We start from the raw sequence: 21149 nt of genomic DNA on the forward strand, positions 1-21149 counted from the left end.
GAATGCTTTTGACGATGTTCCGGCGCCTGCACCACCCGGCTTTGCGGTTGTTTACTTGACGGCTGCGCCGAACCAGGTGGTCTTCAGCTTCGTCATGGTTCCATCGTCGGTGATCCGCTTGAGGGTGCCGTTAACCGCATCGAGGACAGCCTTGTTGTCCTTCTTCACGGCGATTCCCAACTGTTCGCCCGTCTTGTATGTCTCGGCGAATACCAGGGAGTCGTCGCCTTTGGCCGCGAAGCCGAGCACGGATTGATTGTTGATGGCTGCGTCAACGCCACCCGTCTTGATTGCCTGGATCAGAAGCCCGGTGTTTTCGTACTGGATCGTGTCCAAGCCATTCTTCTTGGCGTAGTCCTCGCCTGTGGTGCCCTGTTGGACACCTACCTTCTTGCCCTTCAGGTCAGCCAACTTCTTGAGGCCGGAGGCCTTGGTCGCCAGCAGCGAAAGGTCGTCATCAAGGTAAGGCGTGGAGAAATCCATAACGGTCTTTCGGGCGTCCGTGATGGAGATGCCCGAAATTGCGACGTCGCATTGCGCGGTGTTCAGGGCCTGGCCGGACTGGATCCCCTCGAACGGAACGGTCAGCACATTAGGTTCGACTTTGAGGTCTTTGGCAATCTCGGATGCGAGATCCATGTCGAAGCCGACATTCTTTCCGTCCTTGACAAATTCGAACGGCTCGTACGGGATGTCGGAGCAAACAGTCAGCTTGCCCGAGTCGATCAGCTTCAGGCCGGAGGAGGACGCGGCGGGGGCACTGCCACCGGAGGATCCGCAGGCAGTCAATGCCAGGGCGCCGGCCGCTAGAATCGCGGCAGCCTTGGTGCCGACAAGGAACGAACGGGAGATCTGCATATTTTCTTACCTTTTGTTGCAGTGGATGCGAAACTAATCGGTTCATAGTGTAACGCTCAACATGAGATGTGCGTCACAGGAAACTAAGTTTTCCTATTGGATAACCTACTTGGCAAAAAATCAAGCCCCCCAATGTGTCTAATGTCTCGAACCCCAGACATCCAAACGGGCAGGTTTCGAGTGGAATCCTTGGGCTTGGAGGCCTAGTTGCTGATCCCCAGAGACTCGAGCATCGGCCGGAACTTGGCCCAGGTCTCAGCCAATTCGGCCTCTGGAACCGAGCCCTCGACGATTCCGCAGCCCGCATACAGGCGCACGGAAGTGGGGCCCTCGATGACCGCACCTCGCAGCGCGATTCCCCATTCGCCATTGCCCGCGGCGTCGAGCCACCCCACCGGCCCGGCGTACGGACCCCGGTCCATTCGCTCAAGCTCCCGGATCAGTTCGCCGGCAATCAACGTAGGCGTCCCGCACACGGCGGCCGTGGGGTGGAGGGCGTTGATCAAAGCCAGGCACGTAGGGACATGTCCCTCAATGTCGGCAAGTTCGGCCTTCACGTCCGAGGCCAAGTGCCAAACATTGGGCAGTTCCAAGATAAAGGGTTCGCTGTGGGCGTTCATTGCCTCGGAGAAGGGCGCAAGCTGCGTGGTCAACGACTGGATCGCGATCTCGTGCTCATGCCGTTGCTTCTCGGAACCGGCCAGCACCCGCTCGGCGTAGTCCATGGGCGAGCCGTCCATGCCCTCGGCATCACGACGGTCCAGCGTCCCGGCCAGAACCCGTGCCTGCGCCGTGCGGCCCTCCACCTGGATGAGCATCTCCGGCGTCGCCCCGACCAAACCGTCGACGCCGTAGGTCCAGCATTCGCGGTAACGGCTGGCCAGCTGCCGCAGCACCTCGGCGGCGTTGACGCCGTCGGGCAGGGTGGCCACCACGTCCCGCGCGAGGACCAGCTTCTCGAGCTTTCCGGTCCGGATTTCCGCGACGCCGTCGGCCACGGCCTGTTTCCACGCGGCTTCGCTCAGTGAGCCGCTTTCGAGCGTGACCTTCCCATTGCCGACAAAGGAAGAGCGCCCGACGCCGGAGCCGCCTGGCGCGGGACCCGCACCGTCCGTTGGGCTGAGCCAGCCCGCCAGGGCGGCGAGGGCGCCCGCCTCGGTGAGTTCGACGTCGTCGAGCGTCAACTGGGTGAGCCAAGACTGCCCGTCGCGTATCCCGACCACGATCTCCGGAAGGATCAGGCGGGATTCAAAGTCGGACGTCTTGGAGAAGGCAAAGGAGCCAAATGCCACGGGGCCGGTGCCAGGAATCTCGAGGGGATCGGTAACGTCGGCCTCAAGGACGAGGTGGCGCCACCAGATATCGGCCTCGAGGAAGCGCTCCGGCCCGGAAGCAGTGAAGCGCGCGAGTTCGCCGAAGCCCACCAGTCCGTTCTCTCGGCGTGACCAGCACAGGACGTCGTCCCGGACCAGAAACGACGGCAGCCCCCCGGAGGATGAATCAACATCGAGGGGGACTGTTAAAGTGCGGAGCGAACTGGTCATGATGCAACAACATTACTCCCGTGGGCAACGGTAACCGTGCTGGCGGGAACGGGACTCGGAGCGGGAACCCGGCCTGGACCGGAGCGCCCCGAAAAGCCTTCCCGCTTTTGTCTGAGACAATTGCAGGGTGAACCGAGCATCCTTGGAAAAGCGTCCGGACGAAGTTGCGACGATGTTTGACGATGTCGCCCCTAAATACGACGTCGTGAACGATGTCCTGTCGATGGGTCAGACCCGGCGTTGGCGCCGCGTGGTCGTGGATGCGATGGATGTTCGGGCAGGCCAGAAAGTCCTGGATCTGGCTGCCGGCACGGGCACCTCCAGCGAACCGTACGCCGACGCCGGAGTGGACGTGGTGGCCTGCGATTTCTCGCTCGGGATGCTGAAGGTGGGCAAGCGCCGCCGCCCGGACATCAACTTCGTTGCCGGGGACGCCACCAAGCTGCCGTTCGCGGACAACTCCTTCGACGCGTGCACCATTTCCTTCGGCCTGCGCAACGTCAACGAACCGCACAAGGCCCTCGAAGAGATGTTCCGCGTCACCAAGCCCGGCGGACGCCTGGTTATCGCCGAATTCTCGGCCCCCGTGGTGCCCCTCTGGCGGACCATGTACACCGAATACCTGATGCGCGCATTGCCCGCCATCGCCACCAAGGTCTCGTCAAACCCGGACGCCTACGTGTACCTCGCCGAGTCCATCCGCGCTTGGCCGGACCAGGACCACCTCGCCGCGTGGCTGCAGGAAGCCGGTTGGACGGACGTCAACTACCGCAACCTGAGCGGCGGCATCGTGGCCGTGCACCGCGCCCAGAAGCCCGGTGCCGAACGCCGGGAAAGCGTTCCCGTCGCCAAGCTTCGCCGCCAGATCAAACCGCGCCGCCAAGCCGGCGATCAGTCCCGCTGACCGGCCCATTAACCGCTGACCGGCCTATTAAACGCAGACCGGCCTATTAAACAAGGACGCTGTGAACGTACTGATAGTCGGCGCAGGGCCAGCCGGGTCCACCGCTGCGTATTACCTTGCCCGGGCGGGCATTTCCGTGACAGTCCTGGAGAAGACCAGCTTCCCGCGGGAAAAAGTCTGCGGCGACGGCCTGACACCACGCGCGGTCCGCGAAATCCAGAAGCTCGGCCTCCCGCACGCCGAGGAGGAGGGCTGGCGCCGCAACAAGGGGCTCCGGCTCATCGCCGGTGGCCGCACCATTGAATTGCCGTGGCCCGACGTCGCCGACCTTCCCACCTACGGACTCATCCGTACGCGGCTCGGATTCGACGAGGAACTGGCCCGGCACGCCCAGGCGGCAGGCGCCGTCGTGCTTGAACGCCACAGTGTCACCGAAGCCCTGCGGGACGACGCCGGGCGGGTGATCGGCGCGCGCGCCGCGCTGCTCGACGAGTCAGGACGCAAGACGGGCGAAACGCGCGACTTCCATGCCGACGTCGTGCTCGCCGCAGACGGCAACTCCACACGGACTGCCGTTTCGCTCGGCATCCACAAGCGCGACGACCGCCCGCTCGGCGTGGCTGTTCGCACCTACTTCACGTCGCCCCGGCACGACGACGACTGGATGGAAGGCTGGCTCGAGCTGCCCGGCAAGTCCGGAAAGCCGCTGCCCGGCTACGGCTGGGTGTTCGGCGTCGGCGACGGCACGTCCAACGTGGGCCTGGGCATCCTGAACTCCTCCAAGGAATTCGGCAAGCTCGACTACAAGCAGATCCTGCGCGAATGGACCGCGGGAATGCCTTCCGAATGGGGGTTCACGCCGGAAAACCAGGTGGGGGAGATCCGTGGCGCCGCGCTGCCCATGGGCTTCAACCGGACCCCGCACTACTCGCCGGGGCTCATGCTCCTGGGCGACGCCGGCGGCATGGTTTCACCGTTCAACGGCGAGGGCATTTCCTATGCGATGGAGTCCGCCCGGTTTGCGGCCGAGTTCCTCGTTGATGCGTCTGTCCGCGCGCGTTCGGCGGGGTGGACAGTGCACGACGGTGACGCGCACCTGTCGCGGTACGCGGACTACGTGCGGGACCAGTGGGGTTCGCACTTCACCCTGGGGCGCATGTTCGCAGCCCTCATCGGCAAGCCCGCCGTCATGAAGCTCGCGCTGCGAACCGGCATGCCCATCCCTGTGCTCATGCGCTTTGTGGTTCGGATGCTCGCCAACCTCACCGATCCGTCCGCGAAGGGTTTCGAGGACCGTGTGATCCGCGTCCTCGAGATGCTGGTCCCGGCAACGTCCAACGTCACATCGAGCGCCGCTTCCACCCGCGCCGGCACCGAATCAACGCTTTCCTCCGTGAAAAGTTAGGGTTAACCCGTGACTCACTCTGCCGAACACAGCTGGACGCACGCCGGGCACGGCCTGCCGGAAGCTGCCGAACCCGCCCCCACCACCACAGCGATCGCCACCGGCCTGCAGCTTCCTGCCGGTTTTGCCGCTATCGCCAAGGACGTGGAGCTTGGTCCTGCCATCACCACCAACCTTGCCCGCGTGGAAAAGAAGCTCCGCGAAGCAATTGCCAACTCGGACCCCCTGGCTGACGCAACGTCGCGTCACTTGGTGGAAGCCGGCGGCAAGCGCATCCGTCCGCTGTTGACCCTCCTGTGTGCCCACCTCGGTGACGCATCCCGTCCGGAAGTGGTCCAGGCCGCCGTCGTGGTTGAACTGACCCACCTCGCAACCCTGTATCACGACGACGTGATGGACTCCGCGCCCTTCCGCCGCGGCGCCCCCACCGCGCACGAGGTCTGGGGCAACTCGGTGGCCATCCTCACCGGCGACCTGATCTTCGCCCGCGCCTCGATCCTGGTGTCCGAGCTCGGTTCGCGTGCCTTGGGAATCCAGGCCCGCACCTTCGAACGCTTGTGCCTTGGCCAGCTGCACGAAACCGTGGGCCCACGTGAGGGTGAGGACCCCGTGGAGCACTACCTCTCCGTCATTGCCGACAAGACCGGCTCCCTCGTGGCGGCCTCGGGCCAGCTCGGCGCCATCTTCGCAGGCGCCGACGAATCCTTCGAGGACGTGCTCGTGGAGTACGGAGAGAAGGTCGGCGTGGCGTTCCAACTGGCCGACGACGTCATCGACGTTACCGGGGTCAAGGTCAAGTCCGGCAAGTCCCCGGGTACGGACCTCCGCGAAGGTGTTCCCACGCTGCCGGTCCTGCTGCTCCGCAAGGCCGCCGAGAACGGTGACCATTCCGCCGTCGAACTCTTGAAGCTGGTTGACGGCGACCTGTCCTCCGACGAGGCGCTGGCCCAAGCCGTCGCCGGGTTGCGCGAGCATCCGGTCACCGCCGAGTCCTGGGTGATTGCGCGCCAGTGGTCCGCTGAGGCCATCGAAGCCCTGAAGCCGTTGCCCGAAGGCGTGGTCAAGGAATCGCTGACGAACTTTGCCCACGCCGTGGTGGACCGCTCGAGCTAGTTTCTTGAGGCCGGGGCTGCCCAACTGACTGACCGCTAGGGCGGGTTTTTGGCAGTTGGGTTCGCCCGCGGTGTCCGCTTAAACGCAATGGCCCCGGTTCCTTGCAACGCTACGAGTCACGCGGTGCAACGAACCGGGACCATAATCTCCGTTCGCATCAGACTCACCGGAGGCATTTAGTGAATCCGGTTACAGCGTATGACAACTTTGTCACGACCGCAACTTTCGCCGTAAAAGGGTTTTACGGGGACCTCGGCGTCGTAAATTCCCCACCTTTGATGGATACCTGGACCGGAGGCCCTGGATTTTCGGGGTCGGAATCAGCGGACCTCGCTCAAAACCGGGGAGTTTGAGCACCGGGCAGTTGTCCACATAGCGCAAACTCTGCCTTTCAGCGCCAACGCCCTGCTGTTGGACTAGCCTCATGGACCTCGTTGTCTTCCTGAAATACGCGGGCTCGGCTGCGAGAACTTCCACCGTGAAGCAGGCCGGCTTCTCCGACCGTGCCATCCGAACAGCCCTTGCTGGTGGCAAGATCGTGCGGCGCCGCTGGGGTGTGCTGGCCTTGCCCGTCGCCCACGAGGACATCGTCGCGGCGCTCAGTGCTAACGGGCTGCTCACGTGCGTATCGGGGGCCCGGCATCACGGCATTTGGGTACTGCATGAACCGCGGACTCTCCATTTGCTCTGCAAGCACGGCAACGCCAAGGATTTTGTGGTCCACCGTGAGTCACTCGTGGAGTCCCGGCACATCAGTCCGGTGGCCAGCCTGACGGACACGCTGCTGCATTCCCTTCGGTGCCTGCCTGAAATCGAGTCGGCCATCATGGTGGAAAGTGCACTCCTCCAAGGCCGGACGAACCTTGATTACCTCCGTGAGAGGTTGCCGGGTAATCGGAACGGGGCGGCCCGAAAAGTGCTCACCCTGGTGGACGGTTCGGCGGATTCTCCGATCGAGGTTGTGGCACGAATACTTTTCCGGCAGGCAGGAATCCGTACAGAGACGCAGGTCGAATTGCCCGGAATCGGCATTGTGGACTTCCTGCTGGAGGGAAGGCTGATTGTGGAGGTGGACGGGGAGAGCCACTTACAGCCGCGGCAGGTCAAGAAGGACAGGCGACGGAATAACGCGGGAACCGTGAAGGGCTTTCTGGTCCTGAGATACGACTATTCGCAGATTGTCTATCAGCGGGAAGCCGTGCTTGCCGAGGTTCTCCAGGTTCTCCGTCGCCGAGGCCGCTGAAACTCCCCGGTTTTGGCTTCGGCAGCACATGGGCAGCCCCGGAATCTAGGGAGAGTCGAGCCAACTTCGGCCCAAAGGTGGGGAGAAACCTCCGCACGGCCCCCACCAAAGCCCCCCATAGAAACCTAGTCTTCGTCGCTGAAAGCCCAGTCGAACATGTCGAACACGAATTCGGAGAAGGTGCCTTCTTCGGATTTCCACTGGCCGCGGGCATTGTTCCGGCGCCACACAATGGGATCGGGAATGCCGAGGTCGCCTACGCGGAAGCCCCACGTGAACTGCTCTTCCTCATCCTCGAGGAACATGAGGAATCCTTCGTCGTCCACTTCGAGTTCCTCGGGGTCCCAGAAGTAGTGGTAGGCCTCCATGAGGTCCTCGCAACCACCAATCGCGAGGTAGAACTCGCGCAGCACCATCGGGATGGTGAACGAGTGGGCGGACAGGGCTTCATCCAGCTCATCAGCGGACAGCCCGTCTTCCTCCTGCCATTCGTCCTCGAGATACTTCGGTACAAGCGCGCGGAACTTCTCGAGGAACATGTCAGTCATGCTCCCATCCTAGCTAATCGCGGACCCGTGATTCGGCGCCCGAAGACACCCCGGCGCGGTGCCATCCCCGGACCGCCAGAGGCACCCGCCAACCGCGCCGCCAAGCCACCACCCGGAAGGCGAAAACCCAGCCGGCAACGAGGGCCGCCGTCAGTCCGTTGAAGGCTCCGGTGTTCCAGAGCAGCGCGGTCAAAGCGGCTCCGGTGAAGGCAGGAAGGGCATAGAGATCACGGGCATTGAAGAGCGTGGGAATTTCGTTGGCCGTGATGTCTCGGAGCAAACCACCGCCCACCGCCGTGGTGACTCCCAGCAAGATCGCAGCCACCGGATTCATGCCCGCAGCCAATGCCTTGAGTGTCCCGGTGATGCAGAACAAGGCCAGCCCGCCGGCGTCGAACAGGGTCAACAGGGAGGTGAAGCGCTGGATGCTCGAAAACAGGAAGTACACCAGGATCGCGGCCAACAAAGGCGGCAGCAGATAGACCGGACTGATGAAGGCCGCAGGAGGACCGGCGTTGATGACGATGTCGCGGATCACCCCGCCGCCCAGCCCCACGAGCGAAGCCAAGAGGAGCGAGCCGATGATGTCGAACTGCTTCTTGGCCGCGAGCAAGGATCCGGACACGGCGAAAAAGAAGACGCCGGCCAGATCCAGCCATACCAGCGCAAGGTCAAAAGTGAACAACTGCAGCTCCATTCTCCGTTCACAGACGGGCGATCATGCTCGCCCAACGTTACGCTTGCACGCATGAACAGCCCCGTCTTGATCGCGTGCGCCCACGGAACCCGTAACGTCGAAGGGCAGGCCGCTATCCGCCAGGTCATGGCCGAGATCGAGGCCTTGCGGCCGGGACTGACGGTCGTCGAAGCCTACGTGGACGTCCAGGAGCCCGAGTTGGGCGGCGTGGTGGCCGGCCTCCCGGAAGGCACGCCCGCCGTCGTCGTTCCCTTGCTGCTCAGCACGGGTTACCACGTCAAGGTGGACATCCCCCGGGCGATCAAGTCCCGCCCGGAGGTATCGGCGGCGCCTCCGCTGGGCCCGGACCCGCGGCTCGCGGAGCTGCTCGCCGCGCGTCTCCGGGATGCAGGCTTGGGCGACGACGACGGCGTCCTGCTCGCCGCTGCCGGCTCATCCCTGCCGGACGGTTCGGTCGACTCGGAAGAACAGGCGCGCCAACTCGCCGAACTGCTGCCGAACAAGGTGCGCGTCGCCTATGGCGCCAGTGCGGAACCGAACGTGCCCGACGGCGTCGCGGCCTTGCGCACGGAACTCGCGGAAGCAGCGGGCCGGGTGGTGGTGTCCTCGTATCTGCTCGCCACGGGCTACTTCCACGACCAGCTGTCCAAGGCCGGTGCCGACGCCGTCACGGCACCGCTGCTGCCCTCTCCGGTGCTCGCGGAAATCGCCTTGGAACGCTACGACGCAGTGGTTGCGGGCCGGCCCTGAGCGGCAATTTCGAATGCACAGCCCGGCCGGGTGAACAAGGCCCGAGGCCTGTTCGTGACGAATTGTTTCCCTAGGTGACTCTTCGTTTCCCGACCCTTTGTTGGAGAAATCTGGCCACCCCTACAGTCGACGTATGACTGATACAGCTCTAGCCGGAGCGTCTACGGACGAGGCTGCACCCAAGCGCCCGGCCCGCACCGCCCGTCCTGCCGCGAAGCCCCACGGCCAGTGGAAAGTCGACGGCACCACGCCGCTCAACGCCAACGAGACCTGGAAGCAGGAAGACAACGGGCTGAACGTCCGTGAGCGTATCGAGTCTGTCTACTCCAAGCACGGCTTCGACTCGATCGACGGCACCGACCTGCACGGCCGTTTCCGCTGGTGGGGCCTCTACACCCAGCGCAAGCCGGGGATCGACGGCGGCAAGACCGCCACGCTCGAGCCGCACGAGCTCGAGGACAAGTACTTCATGCTCCGCGTGAGGATCGACGGCGGGGCGCTCACCACAGAGCAGCTGCGCGTGATCGGCCAGATCTCCGTGGACTTCGCCCGCGGCAGTGCCGACCTGACCGACCGCCAGAACATCCAGCTGCACTGGATCCAGGTGGAGGACGTACCGGAAATCTGGCGCCGCCTCGAAGCCGTCGGCCTGTCCACCACCGAGGCTTGCGGCGACGTCCCCCGCGTGATCCTGGGTTCCCCGGTTGCCGGCATCGCCAAGGACGAGATCATCGATCCCACGCCGTTGATCAATGAAATCGCTGAGCGTTTCATCGGCGACGCCGAGCTCGCCAACCTGCCGCGCAAGTACAAGACGGCCATCACCGGCCACCCCTCGCAGGACGTGGTCCACGAGATCAACGACTGCGCCTTTGTGGGCGTGGTCCATCCCGAGCTGGGTGCCGGTTACGATCTCTGGGTTGGTGGCGCGTTGTCCACCAACCCCATGCTGGGCAAGCGCCTCGGCGCCTTCGTGACCCCGGAGCAGGGCGCTGAAGTGTGGCTCGGTGTCACCAGCATCTTCCGCGATTACGGTTACCGGCGCATGCGCACCAAGGCCCGCTTGAAGTTCCTCCTGGCCGACTGGGGTCCTGAGAAGTTCCGCCAGATCCTTGAGGACGAGTACCTCGGCTACAAGCTGGCTGACGGCCCCGCGGCCCCCAAGCCTGCGACGCCGGGCGACCACGTCGGAGTCCATGAGCAGAAGGACGGCAAGTTCTTCATCGGTGCCACCCCGACGGCCGGACGCCTCTCCGGCAGCCAGCTGGTGAAGCTCGCCGATACCCTTGAAGCCCGCGGCTCCTTCCGGCTGCGCACCACGCCGCACCAGAAGGTTGTAGTGCTGGACGTTGCCAAGGAGCACGTGGAGCCGCTCGTGGCAGAGCTGGATACCCTGGGCCTCTCCGCCCGTCCGTCAGTGTTCCGCCGCGGCACCATTGCCTGCACCGGCATCGAGTTCTGCAAGCTGGCCATCGTGGAAACCAAGGTCACGGCAGCCACCGCCGTCGCCGAACTGGAACGCCGCCTGGCCGACCTCGCGGACAGCGGCCAGTTGCCGCAGGCACTGTCCCTCCACATCAACGGCTGCCCCAACTCCTGCGCCCGCATCCAGACCGCGGACATCGGACTCAAGGGCATGATGCTGCCAACGCCCGACGGCGACCCGACCCCGGGCTTCCAGGTTCACTTGGGCGGCGGGCTGGCTTCGTCCGACCGCGAAGAAGCAGGCCTTGGACGGACCGTGCGCGGCCTCAAGGTATACGTCGAGGACCTGCCCGACTACGTCGAGCGGGTAGTCCGGAAGTTCGTGGCCGAGCGTTCTGAAGGCCAGACTTTTGCCGAATGGGCACATTCGGCAGATGAAGGAGATCTGCAATGACCACGTCAGCCACAGAGCTCCGGTCCCGCGACGAACTCAAGGCGCTCGCCGAGGCCGGTGCCGCCGAGCTTGGCTGGAACGCGCCTGCCCGCGATGTCATCGCGTGGGTTGCCCGCAACTTCGAACTGCCCGCAGTTGCCGTGGCCTGCTCGATGGCCGACGCAGTGCTGCCGGCACTCGTGGCGGACCAGCTTCCCGGCGTCGACGTCCTCTTCCTCGAGACCGGCTACCACTTCCCGGAAACCCACGCCACGCGGAACGAGGTTGCCGCGAACCTGCGGGTCAACGTCGTGGACGTGCTCCCGGAAAACACGGTAGAGCAGCAGGACCGCCTTCTCGGCAAGGACCTGTTTGCCCGCGACGCCGCCCAATGCTGCGCGCTTCGCAAGGTCGCGCCGCTGCGTAGGACCCTCGCCGGCTACGAAGTCTGGTTCACCGGTGTGCGCCGCGACGAAGCCCCCACCCGGACCAACACCCCGCTGATCACGTGGGACGAGGCCAACGGGCTGGTCAAGGTCAACCCGATGGCCGACTGGAGCTTTGACCAGCTGGTCCAGTACTCCGAAGACAACATCCTTCCCGTCAACCCCCTCCTGAGCCAGGGCTACCCGTCCATCGGATGCCAGCCCTGCACCCGCAAAGTGGCCCCGGGAGCGGACCCCCGCTCCGGCCGCTGGGCAGGGACCGACAAGACAGAATGCGGACTACACGTATGAGCACCTACACAACCAACGAGGACTTGGAGTTGGCCGTGCTGGAGAGCCAAGCAACTGAGACGCCGGATGCCGCCCAGGCCCCGCGGTCGGATCGCCTCTCGTCACTCGACACCCTCGAGTCCGAGGCTATCCACATCATTCGTGAGGTCGTCGCCGAGTTCGAGCGCCCTGCGCTGCTGTTCTCCGGGGGCAAGGACTCCGTGGTCATGCTGCACCTGGCCACCAAGGCTTTCTGGCCGGGCAAGGTTCCGTTTCCGGTGCTGCACGTGGACACCGGCCACAACTTCCCCGAGGTCATCGACTTCCGCGACCGCACTGTGGAGCGCCTGGGCTTGAAGCTCGTGGTGGGTTCCGTGCAGGAGTTCATCGACCGCGGCGAACTTGCCGAGCGTGCCGACGGTACCCGCAACCCGCTGCAGACCGTGCCGCTGCTTGACGCGATCCAGCGCAATAAGTTCGACGCCGTTTTCGGCGGCGGCCGGCGCGACGAGGACAAGGCCCGTGCCAAGGAGCGCATCCTGAGCCTGCGGGACGAGTTCGGCCAGTGGGATCCCCGTAACCAGCGCCCCGAATTGTGGAACCTGTACAACGGCCGCCACACCGTGGGCCAGCACGTCCGCGCGTTCCCCATCAGCAACTGGACCGAGCTGGACGTGTGGCGCTACATCGAACGCGAAGGCATCGAGCTTCCCGGGCTGTACTACGCCCACGAGCGCGAGGTGTTCGAGCGTGACGGCATGTGGCGCGCGGTGGGCGAGGTTTCCATGCCGCTTCCGCACGAGGAAGTCGTGACGAAACTCGTGCGCTACCGCACTGTGGGCGACATGTCCTGCACCGGTGCGGTTGTTTCCGAAGCCCGCACTGTTGCCGATGTGGTTGTCGAAGTGGCCGCATCGACCCTCACCGAACGTGGCGCCACCCGTGCGGATGACCGCATCTCCGAGGCAGCCATGGAAGACCGCAAGAAGGACGGGTACTTCTAATGAGCACCGAAACCGCACTGCTGGAGACCGGCCTGCGCGAATCCACCTTGTTCCGCTTCGCCACCGCTGGATCCGTCGACGACGGCAAGTCCACCCTGGTGGGCCGCCTGCTGCACGACTCCAAGGCGATCCTTGCAGACCAGCTCGACGCCGTGGCCCGCACCTCGGCTGACCGTGGCTTCGGCGGGGCAGGCGCCACCGGCAGCCAGGCGATCGACCTTGCCCTCCTGACCGACGGCCTCCGCGCCGAGCGCGAGCAGGGCATCACCATCGATGTCGCCTATCGCTACTTCGCCACCGATCGCCGCAGCTTCATCCTCGCGGACTGCCCCGGCCACGTTCAGTACACCAAGAACACGGTGACGGGCGCGTCCACTGCGGATGCCGTCGTCGTACTCATCGACGCCCGCAAGGGAGTCCTGGAGCAGACCCGCCGCCACCTTTCGGTGCTGCAGTTGCTCCGTGTGGCGCACGTGATCGTCGCAGTGAACAAGATCGACCTCGTGGACTTCAGCGAGTCGGTCTTCCGCGAGATTGAGGCGGACGTGCAGAAGGTTGCCCGCGAACTTGGTTTGGGCCGTGAAGATTCAAACACAGGCGGCATCACCGATCTTTTCGTCATCCCGGTATCGGCGCTCGACGGCGACAACGTCGTGGACCGCTCGGACCGCACCCCCTGGTACGGCGGTCCTGCCTTGCTCGAAGTCCTTGAGACCCTTCCAGCCGCCGACGAGCTCGAAAGCCACCTGGAGAGTTTCCGTTTCCCGGTCCAGCTGGTCATCCGGCCGCAGGGTGCGCTGGCTCCCGACGCCGTTGCCGCAGGGCTCGACGTCGAGGCGTACCGCGACTACCGCGCCTACGCCGGCCAGATCACGGAAGGAACCGTGACACTTGGCGACAAAGTCACGGTCCTGAGCCCGGGTCACGAGCCCCGGATCACCACAGTGACCGGGATCGACTTCGCCGGCAGCGAGTTGGCTGAAGCTACGGCTCCCCAGTCGGTAGCGATCCGCTTGGCAGATGAAATCGACATCGCCCGCGGCGACACCATTGCCGCGGCCGGGACGGTGCGGGAGAGCTCGGCCGACCTGTACGCGGCGCTGTGCTGGCTTTCGCCGAAACCGTTGCGCGAGGGCGCCAAGGTACTCGTGAAGCACGGGACCCGCACTGTCCAGGCGCTGGTGCGCAATGTGACGGGCAAGCTGGACCTCGCCACCTTCAACGTGGAGGCGGCCTCCAGCCTTGAGTTGAACGACATCGGCAACGCCCAGCTTCGACTGGCTGCGCCGCTGCCCTTGGAGAACTACCTGCACCACCGCCGCACGGGTGCCTTCCTGGTGATCGACCCCGTGGACGGCAACACCCTGGCCGCAGGCTTGGTCAAGGACCACCCGGGCGACCATGAAGACGAACGTTACGTCATCTGACGTTCTTTACGGACTCGAACCGCAGTTTGTTTCCCAAACCCCGCCTTCACGGCGCGGGATGGGAAACAAGCTGCGGTTTTTGCGTGCCGGAGCGCCGCGATTGTGACGCCGCATGAACCTGCGTGACCCCGGGTTTCCGGGTCATTGAACGGCAAATATGGCAGTCCCTATGGTGAATCCATGACCGTTTCGGATTGGTCCTTGCCTGCCCGCCAGGGGCGATGTCGCGGGGCCTGAGAACCCGCCAAGCCCCCCGTACCGCATCATAAGGATCTCCCAATGACCAAGACCCCAGAACCCACCCAGCCCGGCTCGACGCCGGGAACCACCAGGATCGTCGCCGGCGGAAACAACAAACCCAAGCGCCGCCGCACGCTCGAGATCGGCATCGCCGTCGGACTCGTCCTCCTGATCGCCGTCGGCGCCGCCGTCGCGTCGGTGGTGGGCAAGAACAACGAAACCCAGGCTGCCGCCGCAGCGGCAACGCCCGCGACCACGCCTGCCGCGGAGCTCAAGCTCGGCTACTTCGGCAACGTCACCCACGCCCCGGCCCTCGTCGGAGTCAGCAAAGGCCTCCTCGCCAAGGAACTGGGCACCACCAAGCTGACCACGCAGATCTTCAACGCCGGGCCGGCAGCGGTCGAGGCACTGAACGCCGGCGCGATCGACGCCGCGTACCTCGGCCCGAATCCGGCGATCAACTCCTTCGTTCAGAGCAAGGGCGCCTCCATCAACATCATCGCCGGTGCAGCGTCCGGCGGTGCCCAGCTCGTGGTCAAGCCCGGCATCAATTCAGCCGCGGACCTCAAGGGAAAGACTCTCGCTTCGCCGCAGCTCGGCGGCACGCAGGACGTGGCTTTGCGGGCCTGGCTGGGCAAACAGGGCCTGAAGACCAACGCGAATGGTGGGGGAGACGTCGCCATCAACCCGACCGAGAACGCCCAGACCCTCAAGCTTTTCCAGGATGGCAAGCTCGACGGCGCGTGGTTGCCTGAGCCGTGGGCGTCGCGCCTGGTGCTCCAGGCCGGAGCCAAGGTGCTCGTGGACGAAAAGGATCTCTGGGAGAAGGGGCAGTTCCCGACCACCATCCTGATCGTGAGCAAGAAGTTCGCCGCCGAGCACCCCGAGACTGTGACTGCGTTGCTCAAAGGCAACAAGGCTTCCGTTGACTGGCTCAACAGCGCATCGGCCGCCGACAAGGCCAGCACCATCAACGACGCGCTGAAGGCAACCGCCGGCAGCACCCTTCCGGCCGACGTCATTGACCGGTCCTTGAAGAACATCACTTTCACCGTTGACCCGCTGGCCGGAACCTACAAGAAGCTCCTGCAGGATGGCGTGGACGCGGGAATTACAAAGCAAGCCGACATCAACGGAATCTTCGACCTGCGCGCCCTCAACAGCGTGGCCGGCCAGAAGGTCTCCGCCGCCGGCCTCGGCCAAGACTGAACCACGCATTCAACAATCGAGCAACAAACGGAGGACGGGACCATGCCAGTCGTACTGGAACACCTGGGTAAACGCTTCGGCGACGGCGCCCCGGTGCTGGACGACGTCAACGCCACCATCCAGCAGGGCGAGTTCGTTGCCCTGCTGGGTGCCTCCGGCTGCGGCAAATCCACCCTGCTGAACATCATCGCGGGACTCGACCACCCGACGTCGGGCGCCCTGGAGGTGCCCAGCGACGGCGCCGCCTTCATGTTCCAGGATTCTGCGTTGTTCCCGTGGCTCACCGCCCGCGGAAACATCGAGCTCGCGTTGAAGCTCGCGGACAAGTCCGGCAGGACCACCAAAGCCTCGCGTGCCGCCCGGGCCGGTGAACTGCTGGACCTCGTACATTTGGGCGGCGCGGGGGACAAGCGCCCCCATGAACTCTCGGGCGGAATGCGGCAGCGTATCGCGCTGGCGCGCGCCCTGGCCCAGGACCGGCAGGTGCTGCTGATGGACGAGCCGTTCGCAGCCCTCGACGCGATCACGCGTGACCTCCTCCATGACGAACTCGAGCGGATCTGGAAGGAGACGGGCCGCACCATCGTGTTCGTGACCCACAACGTGCGCGAAGCAGTGCGCTTGGGCCAGCGCGTCCTGCTGCTGTCCTCACGTCCCGGACGCGTCGTCGCTGAATGGAACGTCACGGAGGAACACCGGACCGACGCCGGCCGGGCCGGGGAACTGACCGGAACCATTACCCGCCGCCTGCGCGAGGAGATCCGCCGCCATGCCAATTGAACAAGAAACCCTGCCTGCAGGGGAGCACGCAGTGGAGCAAACCTCAGAGTCCCGCTACATCACCTCGCCGGCCCTGAAGGGAAACCCGGACGAGCTCCGTGACCTCGAGGCAGGCCTGGACAAGCTGCAGTCGGATGCCCACCGCAAGGCGCGCATCGACTGGACCCGGATCATCCTCCCGGTCGCGGCGCTCCTTGTCCTCATCCTGGCCTGGCAACTCTATGTTTCCCTCGGGTTCAAGCGCGTCGACCAGGTTCCCGGGCCGCTCGACGTCCTGAGCCAGTTCGGTTCCCTCTGGGCCGAAGGCAAAGCCCAGGAAGCCATCTGGACCTCGCTTCAGCGCGGCGTGATCGGCTTCCTCATCAGCGTGTTCGTGGCAACCCCGGTTGGGCTGCTCCTTGCCCAGGTGCAGCCGCTGCGCCGGGCCTTCGGACCCCTCATCTCGGGCCTGCAGGTGCTGCCGTCCGTGGCCTGGGTTCCGGCAGCAATCATCTGGTTCGGGCTCTCCGACGGCACGGTGTACTTCGTTGTCCTGATGGGTGCCATCCCGTCCATCATTAACGGTCTGATTTCCGGCGTCGACCAGATCCCGCCGCAATACCGGAGCGTCGGCAAGGTCCTCGGTGCCTCGCGGCTGCAGATGGCGTTGCAGATCGTCCTCCCGGCTGCCCTGCCCGGTTACCTCGGTGGGCTCAAGCAGGGGTGGGCTTTCTCCTGGCGTTCGCTCATGGCCGCAGAGATCATCGCGGTGGGCGGCACCATTGGGTTCGGCCTCGGTTCGCTCCTGGACCAGGGCCGCACCTTGTCCGACATGGCCACCGTCATGTCCGCCATCCTGGCGATCCTGTTTGTGGGCATCCTGATCGAACTCGTGGTGTTCGCTCCGATTGAGCGCCGCCTCCTGCTGCGTCGTGGCCTGCTCGCGGGGAGCACGCGCTAAGGAATTCCTCGCGCCACCCCGTGGTTGACGGGGGCATGAAACGAATCGGTTTTCTTTCCTTCGGCCACTGGGGACCCGTCCAAGGCTCGCGGACTCCCTCGGCAGGGGAGGCCCTGCTCCAGGGGATCGACTTGGCCGTGGCGGCGGAGGAAATAGGCATCAACGGGGCCTTCTTCCGAGTGCACCACTTCGCGCGCCAGCAAGCCTCTCCGTTCCCGTTGCTGGCGGCCATCGCGGCCCGGACCAGCCGGATCGAGATGGGTACCGGCGTTATCGACATGCGCTACGAAAACCCTTTGTACATGGCGGAGGAAGCCGCGGCCACAGACCTCATCAGCGGGGGCAGGCTTCAGTTGGGTGTCAGCCGTGGTTCACCCGAGCCTGCCCTGCACGGCTCCCGGTATTTTGGCTATGCACCTGCCGAGGGTGAGGACGACGCAGCGATGGCACGCCGCCACACCGCCGTATTCCGCCACGCCATCGCGGGCCATGGAGTGGCGGAGGCGGACCCTTCCTTCATGGGAGGCGGCCGCGGGCTGCTGCCGATCCAGCCGACGTCGCCCGGGCTGCCGCGGCGCATCTGGTGGGGAGCAGGCACCCGCAAGACTGCCGTGTGGGCCGCGGAACAGGGCATGAACCTCATGAGTTCCACCCTCCTCACCGAGGACACCGGGGTTCCCTTCGACCAGCTCCAGGCCGAACAGATCAGCATGTTCCGGGAAGCCTGGGCAGCCGCCGGACACGGGTTTGAGCCGCGCGTTTCGGTCAGCCGCAGCATCATTCCCGTGGTCGACGCCGAGGACGAACACTATTTCGGGCTTCGCGCCCAGGTGGAGAACCGGGACCAAGTGGGCATGCTCGACGGTGCCCTGTCGCGGTTCGGCAAGAGCTACGTCGGTGCGCCCGATGCTTTGGCGGAGGAACTCGCGCAGGACGCCGCGGTCCAGGCCGCGGACACGGTGCTCGTTACCGTCCCCAACCAACTCGGCGTGGACTTCAACATCAAGCTCCTGGGCAACATCGCCAGACACGTGGCTCCGGCAATCGGCTGGGAGGCACCCTCGGCGTGAGCGCAATGTGACGCCGGGTTACCTAGCGTGAACTGGTGTTTCCGGACCTTTGAAGCATGTTACGGCCCGGCCCTACAGTTTTTTCATGGCAATTCAGGACATCTACCCCACAGCCCTGCGGCTGCTCGGCCGCCCGGTGCTGGTGGTGGGCGGCGGACCCGTGGCTGCGCGACGCGCCAAGGGACTGCTCGACGCCGGCGCCCGGGTGACGGTGGTTGCTCCTGTTGCGTCTGACGCGCTTCGCGAACTCGCTGATTCCGGCCTCCTCACGTGGGAGCCGCGCACCTACGTTTCCACCGACGTCGACGGCGTCTGGTTCGTCCAGACGGCCACCGGCGTTGCCGATGTGGACGCCCAAGTGGCCGCCGATGCCGAGGCGCAGAGTATCTGGTGCGTCAACGCTTCGGACCACGAATCGTCCGCGGCGTGGACCCCGGCCGTCGCGGTCGTTGACGACGTGAAGATCGCCATCAATGCCGGGGGAGATCCGCGCCGGGCCATGGCCTTGCGCGACGCCGTCGCCACGGCACTTGAGACTGGAGACCTGCCGCTCCGCCGTCGTCGCGCCTCCGCCGGAAGTGTCGCACTCGTGGGCGGGGGGCCTGGCGATTCCGGGCTCATCACGGTCCGCGGGCGCCGCCTCCTGGGCCAGGCCGACGTCGTCGTCGCCGACCGCCTCGGTCCGCGGGAGCTGCTGCATGAACTTGCTCCGGATGTCCGCGTCATCGAGGTCGGGAAGACCCCCGGTCACCACCCGGTGCCGCAAGTCGAGATCAACCGGATCCTCGTGGACGAAGCCTTGGCCGGCCACCGTGTGGTGCGGCTCAAAGGCGGCGACCCCTACGTCCTGGGCCGCGGCGGCGAGGAAGCCGAATTCTGCCGGCAGAACGGCGTCGAGGTTGAAGTGGTTCCCGGTGTGACCTCGGCGATTTCGGTGCCGGCGGCGGCAGGCATTCCTGTGACGCACCGCGGACTTGCGAAGGGCTTCAGCGTGGTCACCGGCCACGAGGAACTGTCCGAAGTCCCTGCCCGGCCCGACCACACCGTGATCCTGCTCATGGGCGTTGCCAAACTCCGCGAATCGGCAACCGCGCTCGCAGACTCCGGAATGCCCTTGGACACGCCGGTCGGTATCGTAGAGAACGGCTACATGCCCGAACAGCGCGTCACGATCGGCACCTTGGCGACCATTGCCGAGCAAGCCGAGGCCACCGGCGTCGCAAATCCCGCAGTGATTGTGATTGGCGATGTGGTGCGTGTCAGCCCGTTTGCCCCCGAACATTTCAAGACCGCTGATTACAGCACCCTGACCCCGAATAAGCCCCGCGTCACTGCCCCGTAGCCCCAGAAGCACACTGAAAAGGAACACAGCCGTGTCATCTAGCACCACCGTAGGATCTGTCGAGCGCCCGCTGCGCGTCGTCGTCGTCGGGTCCGGCCCGGCCGGCGTCTACGCCGCGGACATCCTGACCAAGAGCGAGGCCGTCAAGAGCGGCGAACTGACTGTCAGTATCGACCTCTTCGACCGCTACCCGGCCCCCTACGGCCTGATCCGCTACGGCGTTGCTCCCGACCACCCCCGCATCAAGGGCATCGTCAACGCCCTGCACAAGGTCCTGGACCGCGGCGACATCCGCTTCTTCGGCAATGTCGACTATGGCACGGATCTGTCCATCGAGGACCTGCGCACCCACTACGACGCCGTCATCTTCGCCACCGGTGCCATCAAGGACGCGGACCTGAACATCCCGGGCATCGAGCTTGAGGGCTCCTTCGGCGGCGCCGACTTTGTCTCCTGGTACGACGGCCACCCCGACGTGCCCCGCGAATGGCCGCTTGAAGCCACCTCCGTGGCAGTGCTCGGCAACGGCAACGTGGCCTTGGACGTGGCCCGTGTCCTGTCCAAGCACGCGGACGACCTCCTGGTCACCGAAATTCCGGACAACGTCTACGCCGGCCTCAAGGCTTCCCCGGTCACGGACGTCCACGTCTTCGGCCGCCGCGGTCCGGCCCAAGTTAAGTTCACCCCGCTGGAGCTCCGCGAACTCTCGCACTCCAAGGACGTGGACATCATCCTCTACGCGGAGGACTTCGAGTTCGACGAAGAGTCGGACCGCCAGATCCAGACGAACAACCAGACCAAGACCATGGTGGGCACGCTCACCAACTGGATCGCCGAGCAGCCGGAGGATCTCTCCGAGCTCAAGGCCTCCCGCCGCCTGCACCTGCACTTCCTGCACAGCCCCGTGGAAATCGTGGATTCCGCGGAGACTCCCGGCAAGGTTGCGGGCATCAAGTTCGAGCGCACGGAGCTGGACGGCACCGGAAACGCCCGCGGGACCGGTGAGTTCATCGATTACCCGGTCCAGGCCGTGTACCGCGCCATCGGCTACTTCGGTTCGGCCCTGCCGGACGTCGAGTTCGACCACAAGAAGGGCGTCATCGCGAACGACGGCGGCCGGGTCCTGGACGCTTCGGGCGAGCACGTCCCCGGCCTCTACGCGACGGGTTGGATCAAGCGAGGACCGATCGGGCTCATCGGCCACACCAAGGGTGACGCGCTCGAGACGGTGACGTACCTCCTGGAGGACCGCGAAAACCTGCCGTTCGCGTCCGTTCCCGAGCCCGACGCCGTCGTCGAACTCCTGGACGCCCGCGGCGTGAAGTTCACCAGCTGGGAAGGCTGGCTGGCGCTGGACGCCCACGAGCTCGCCCTGGGCGCCGCCGCGTCCGAGGCCGGCACCTCGCACGGCGTCGAGGTCCAGCGCGAACGCATCAAGGTGGTGCCGCGCGAGGACATGGTGGACATTTCCCGCGACGGAGTCGCCGCCCAAGTCTAGGAC

Annotated in this window: 19 protein-coding genes; 15 read left to right on the forward strand and 4 right to left on the reverse strand. The window is 65.2% G+C overall.

Annotation, left to right across the window (positions count from 1 at the left end; genetic code table 11):
- Positions 1-51: 51 nt before the first annotated feature.
- Complete coding sequence (locus L0B83_RS04560; RefSeq protein WP_234757236.1) at positions 52-858, reverse strand: ABC transporter substrate-binding protein; 807 nt, start codon at positions 856-858, stop codon at positions 52-54.
- Between the two features lie 203 nt (positions 859-1061).
- Positions 1062-2402 (reverse strand): isochorismate synthase, encoded by a 1341-nt coding sequence (locus tag L0B83_RS04565; RefSeq protein ID WP_234757237.1) that lies wholly within the window; start codon positions 2400-2402, stop codon positions 1062-1064.
- A gap of 127 nt (positions 2403-2529) precedes the next feature.
- Here L0B83_RS04565 and L0B83_RS04570 point away from each other — a divergent pair, with 127 nt between their 5' ends.
- From L0B83_RS04570 to L0B83_RS04585, 4 genes are all read left to right on the forward strand, one after another.
- Positions 2530-3306, forward strand: a complete 777-nt coding sequence (locus tag L0B83_RS04570) for a demethylmenaquinone methyltransferase (RefSeq protein ID WP_234757238.1) — start codon at positions 2530-2532, stop codon at positions 3304-3306.
- A 61-nt stretch (positions 3307-3367) separates the two neighbouring features.
- A complete protein-coding gene (locus tag L0B83_RS04575; protein WP_234757239.1) occupies positions 3368-4711 on the forward strand; it encodes a geranylgeranyl reductase family protein in 1344 nt (447 codons plus the stop codon).
- Positions 4712-4720: 9 nt separating this feature from the next.
- Positions 4721-5824, forward strand: a complete 1104-nt coding sequence (locus tag L0B83_RS04580; RefSeq protein WP_234757240.1) for a polyprenyl synthetase family protein — start codon at positions 4721-4723, stop codon at positions 5822-5824.
- A 424-nt stretch (positions 5825-6248) separates the two neighbouring features.
- A complete protein-coding gene (locus L0B83_RS04585) occupies positions 6249-7067 on the forward strand; it encodes an endonuclease domain-containing protein (RefSeq protein ID WP_234757241.1) in 819 nt (272 codons plus the stop codon).
- 125 nt (positions 7068-7192) lie between these two features.
- Here L0B83_RS04585 and L0B83_RS04590 read toward each other — a convergent pair whose 3' ends face one another.
- Both L0B83_RS04590 and L0B83_RS04595 read right to left on the reverse strand, forming a co-directional pair.
- Complete coding sequence (locus tag L0B83_RS04590) at positions 7193-7615, reverse strand: hypothetical protein (RefSeq protein ID WP_234757242.1); 423 nt, start codon at positions 7613-7615, stop codon at positions 7193-7195.
- Positions 7616-7628: 13 nt separating this feature from the next.
- The gene (locus L0B83_RS04595) at positions 7629-8312 is read right to left on the reverse strand and encodes a trimeric intracellular cation channel family protein (RefSeq protein WP_234757243.1); all 684 of its coding nucleotides are present in this window, start codon (positions 8310-8312) and stop codon (positions 7629-7631) included.
- Positions 8313-8363: 51 nt separating this feature from the next.
- Between L0B83_RS04595 and L0B83_RS04600 the strand changes: the two genes are divergently transcribed.
- From L0B83_RS04600 to L0B83_RS04650, 11 genes are all read left to right on the forward strand, one after another.
- A complete protein-coding gene (locus L0B83_RS04600; RefSeq protein WP_234757244.1) occupies positions 8364-9062 on the forward strand; it encodes a sirohydrochlorin chelatase in 699 nt (232 codons plus the stop codon).
- 133 nt (positions 9063-9195) lie between these two features.
- Positions 9196-10941 (forward strand): nitrite/sulfite reductase, encoded by a 1746-nt coding sequence (locus L0B83_RS04605; protein ID WP_234757245.1) that lies wholly within the window; start codon positions 9196-9198, stop codon positions 10939-10941.
- A complete protein-coding gene (locus L0B83_RS04610) occupies positions 10938-11657 on the forward strand; it encodes a phosphoadenylyl-sulfate reductase (protein ID WP_234757246.1) in 720 nt (239 codons plus the stop codon). Before L0B83_RS04605 ends, L0B83_RS04610 begins: the two co-directional genes overlap by 4 nt.
- The gene (gene cysD, locus L0B83_RS04615) at positions 11654-12640 is read left to right on the forward strand and encodes a sulfate adenylyltransferase subunit CysD (RefSeq protein ID WP_234757247.1); all 987 of its coding nucleotides are present in this window, start codon (positions 11654-11656) and stop codon (positions 12638-12640) included. The genes L0B83_RS04610 and cysD overlap by 4 nt, the downstream gene beginning before the upstream one ends.
- Entirely contained in the window at positions 12640-14067 is a 1428-nt protein-coding gene (locus tag L0B83_RS04620) for a sulfate adenylyltransferase subunit 1 (RefSeq protein ID WP_234757248.1), read from the forward strand. The genes cysD and L0B83_RS04620 overlap by 1 nt, the downstream gene beginning before the upstream one ends.
- 279 nt (positions 14068-14346) lie before the next feature.
- Positions 14347-15516 carry an ABC transporter substrate-binding protein gene (locus L0B83_RS04625; RefSeq protein WP_234757249.1) on the forward strand — a complete coding sequence of 390 codons (1170 nt, stop codon included), beginning with the start codon at positions 14347-14349 and terminating at the stop codon, positions 15514-15516.
- 42 nt (positions 15517-15558) lie between these two features.
- Positions 15559-16296, forward strand: a complete 738-nt coding sequence (locus L0B83_RS04630) for an ABC transporter ATP-binding protein (RefSeq protein ID WP_234757250.1) — start codon at positions 15559-15561, stop codon at positions 16294-16296.
- A complete protein-coding gene (locus L0B83_RS04635; RefSeq protein ID WP_234757251.1) occupies positions 16286-17236 on the forward strand; it encodes an ABC transporter permease in 951 nt (316 codons plus the stop codon). The genes L0B83_RS04630 and L0B83_RS04635 overlap by 11 nt, the downstream gene beginning before the upstream one ends.
- Positions 17237-17271: 35 nt before the next feature.
- On the forward strand, positions 17272-18306 hold the full coding sequence (locus L0B83_RS04640) for an LLM class flavin-dependent oxidoreductase (RefSeq protein ID WP_234757252.1): 1035 nt from the start codon (positions 17272-17274) through the stop codon (positions 18304-18306).
- 85 nt (positions 18307-18391) lie between these two features.
- On the forward strand, positions 18392-19648 hold the full coding sequence (gene cobA / locus L0B83_RS04645) for a uroporphyrinogen-III C-methyltransferase (protein ID WP_234757253.1): 1257 nt from the start codon (positions 18392-18394) through the stop codon (positions 19646-19648).
- Between the two features lie 31 nt (positions 19649-19679).
- Positions 19680-21146 carry an FAD-dependent oxidoreductase gene (locus tag L0B83_RS04650; protein WP_234757254.1) on the forward strand — a complete coding sequence of 489 codons (1467 nt, stop codon included), beginning with the start codon at positions 19680-19682 and terminating at the stop codon, positions 21144-21146.
- Positions 21147-21149 lie beyond the last annotated feature (3 nt).

The organism is Arthrobacter alkaliphilus (assembly GCF_021483235.1).
Lineage (GTDB): Bacteria > Actinomycetota > Actinomycetes > Actinomycetales > Micrococcaceae > Arthrobacter > Arthrobacter alkaliphilus.

Excerpts from the sequence above, each read along its gene's own strand:
- L0B83_RS04610 (WP_234757246.1), top strand. The coding sequence starts at position 10,938 with ATGACCACGTCAGCCACAGAGCTCCGGTCCCGCGACGAACTCAAGGCG.
- L0B83_RS04640 (WP_234757252.1), top strand. The coding sequence starts at position 17,272 with ATGAAACGAATCGGTTTTCTTTCCTTCGGCCACTGGGGACCCGTCCAA.
- cobA (WP_234757253.1), top strand. The coding sequence starts at position 18,392 with ATGGCAATTCAGGACATCTACCCCACAGCCCTGCGGCTGCTCGGCCGC.
- L0B83_RS04635 (WP_234757251.1), top strand. The coding sequence starts at position 16,286 with ATGCCAATTGAACAAGAAACCCTGCCTGCAGGGGAGCACGCAGTGGAG.
- L0B83_RS04565 (WP_234757237.1), bottom strand. The coding sequence starts at position 2,402 with ATGACCAGTTCGCTCCGCACTTTAACAGTCCCCCTCGATGTTGATTCA.
- L0B83_RS04590 (WP_234757242.1), bottom strand. The coding sequence starts at position 7,615 with ATGACTGACATGTTCCTCGAGAAGTTCCGCGCGCTTGTACCGAAGTAT.
- L0B83_RS04595 (WP_234757243.1), bottom strand. The coding sequence starts at position 8,312 with ATGGAGCTGCAGTTGTTCACTTTTGACCTTGCGCTGGTATGGCTGGAT.
- L0B83_RS04630 (WP_234757250.1), top strand. The coding sequence starts at position 15,559 with ATGCCAGTCGTACTGGAACACCTGGGTAAACGCTTCGGCGACGGCGCC.
- cysD (WP_234757247.1), top strand. The coding sequence starts at position 11,654 with ATGAGCACCTACACAACCAACGAGGACTTGGAGTTGGCCGTGCTGGAG.
- L0B83_RS04625 (WP_234757249.1), top strand. The coding sequence starts at position 14,347 with ATGACCAAGACCCCAGAACCCACCCAGCCCGGCTCGACGCCGGGAACC.
- L0B83_RS04585 (WP_234757241.1), top strand. The coding sequence starts at position 6,249 with ATGGACCTCGTTGTCTTCCTGAAATACGCGGGCTCGGCTGCGAGAACT.
- L0B83_RS04560 (WP_234757236.1), bottom strand. The coding sequence starts at position 858 with ATGCAGATCTCCCGTTCGTTCCTTGTCGGCACCAAGGCTGCCGCGATT.
- L0B83_RS04620 (WP_234757248.1), top strand. The coding sequence starts at position 12,640 with ATGAGCACCGAAACCGCACTGCTGGAGACCGGCCTGCGCGAATCCACC.
- L0B83_RS04605 (WP_234757245.1), top strand. The coding sequence starts at position 9,196 with ATGACTGATACAGCTCTAGCCGGAGCGTCTACGGACGAGGCTGCACCC.
- L0B83_RS04600 (WP_234757244.1), top strand. The coding sequence starts at position 8,364 with ATGAACAGCCCCGTCTTGATCGCGTGCGCCCACGGAACCCGTAACGTC.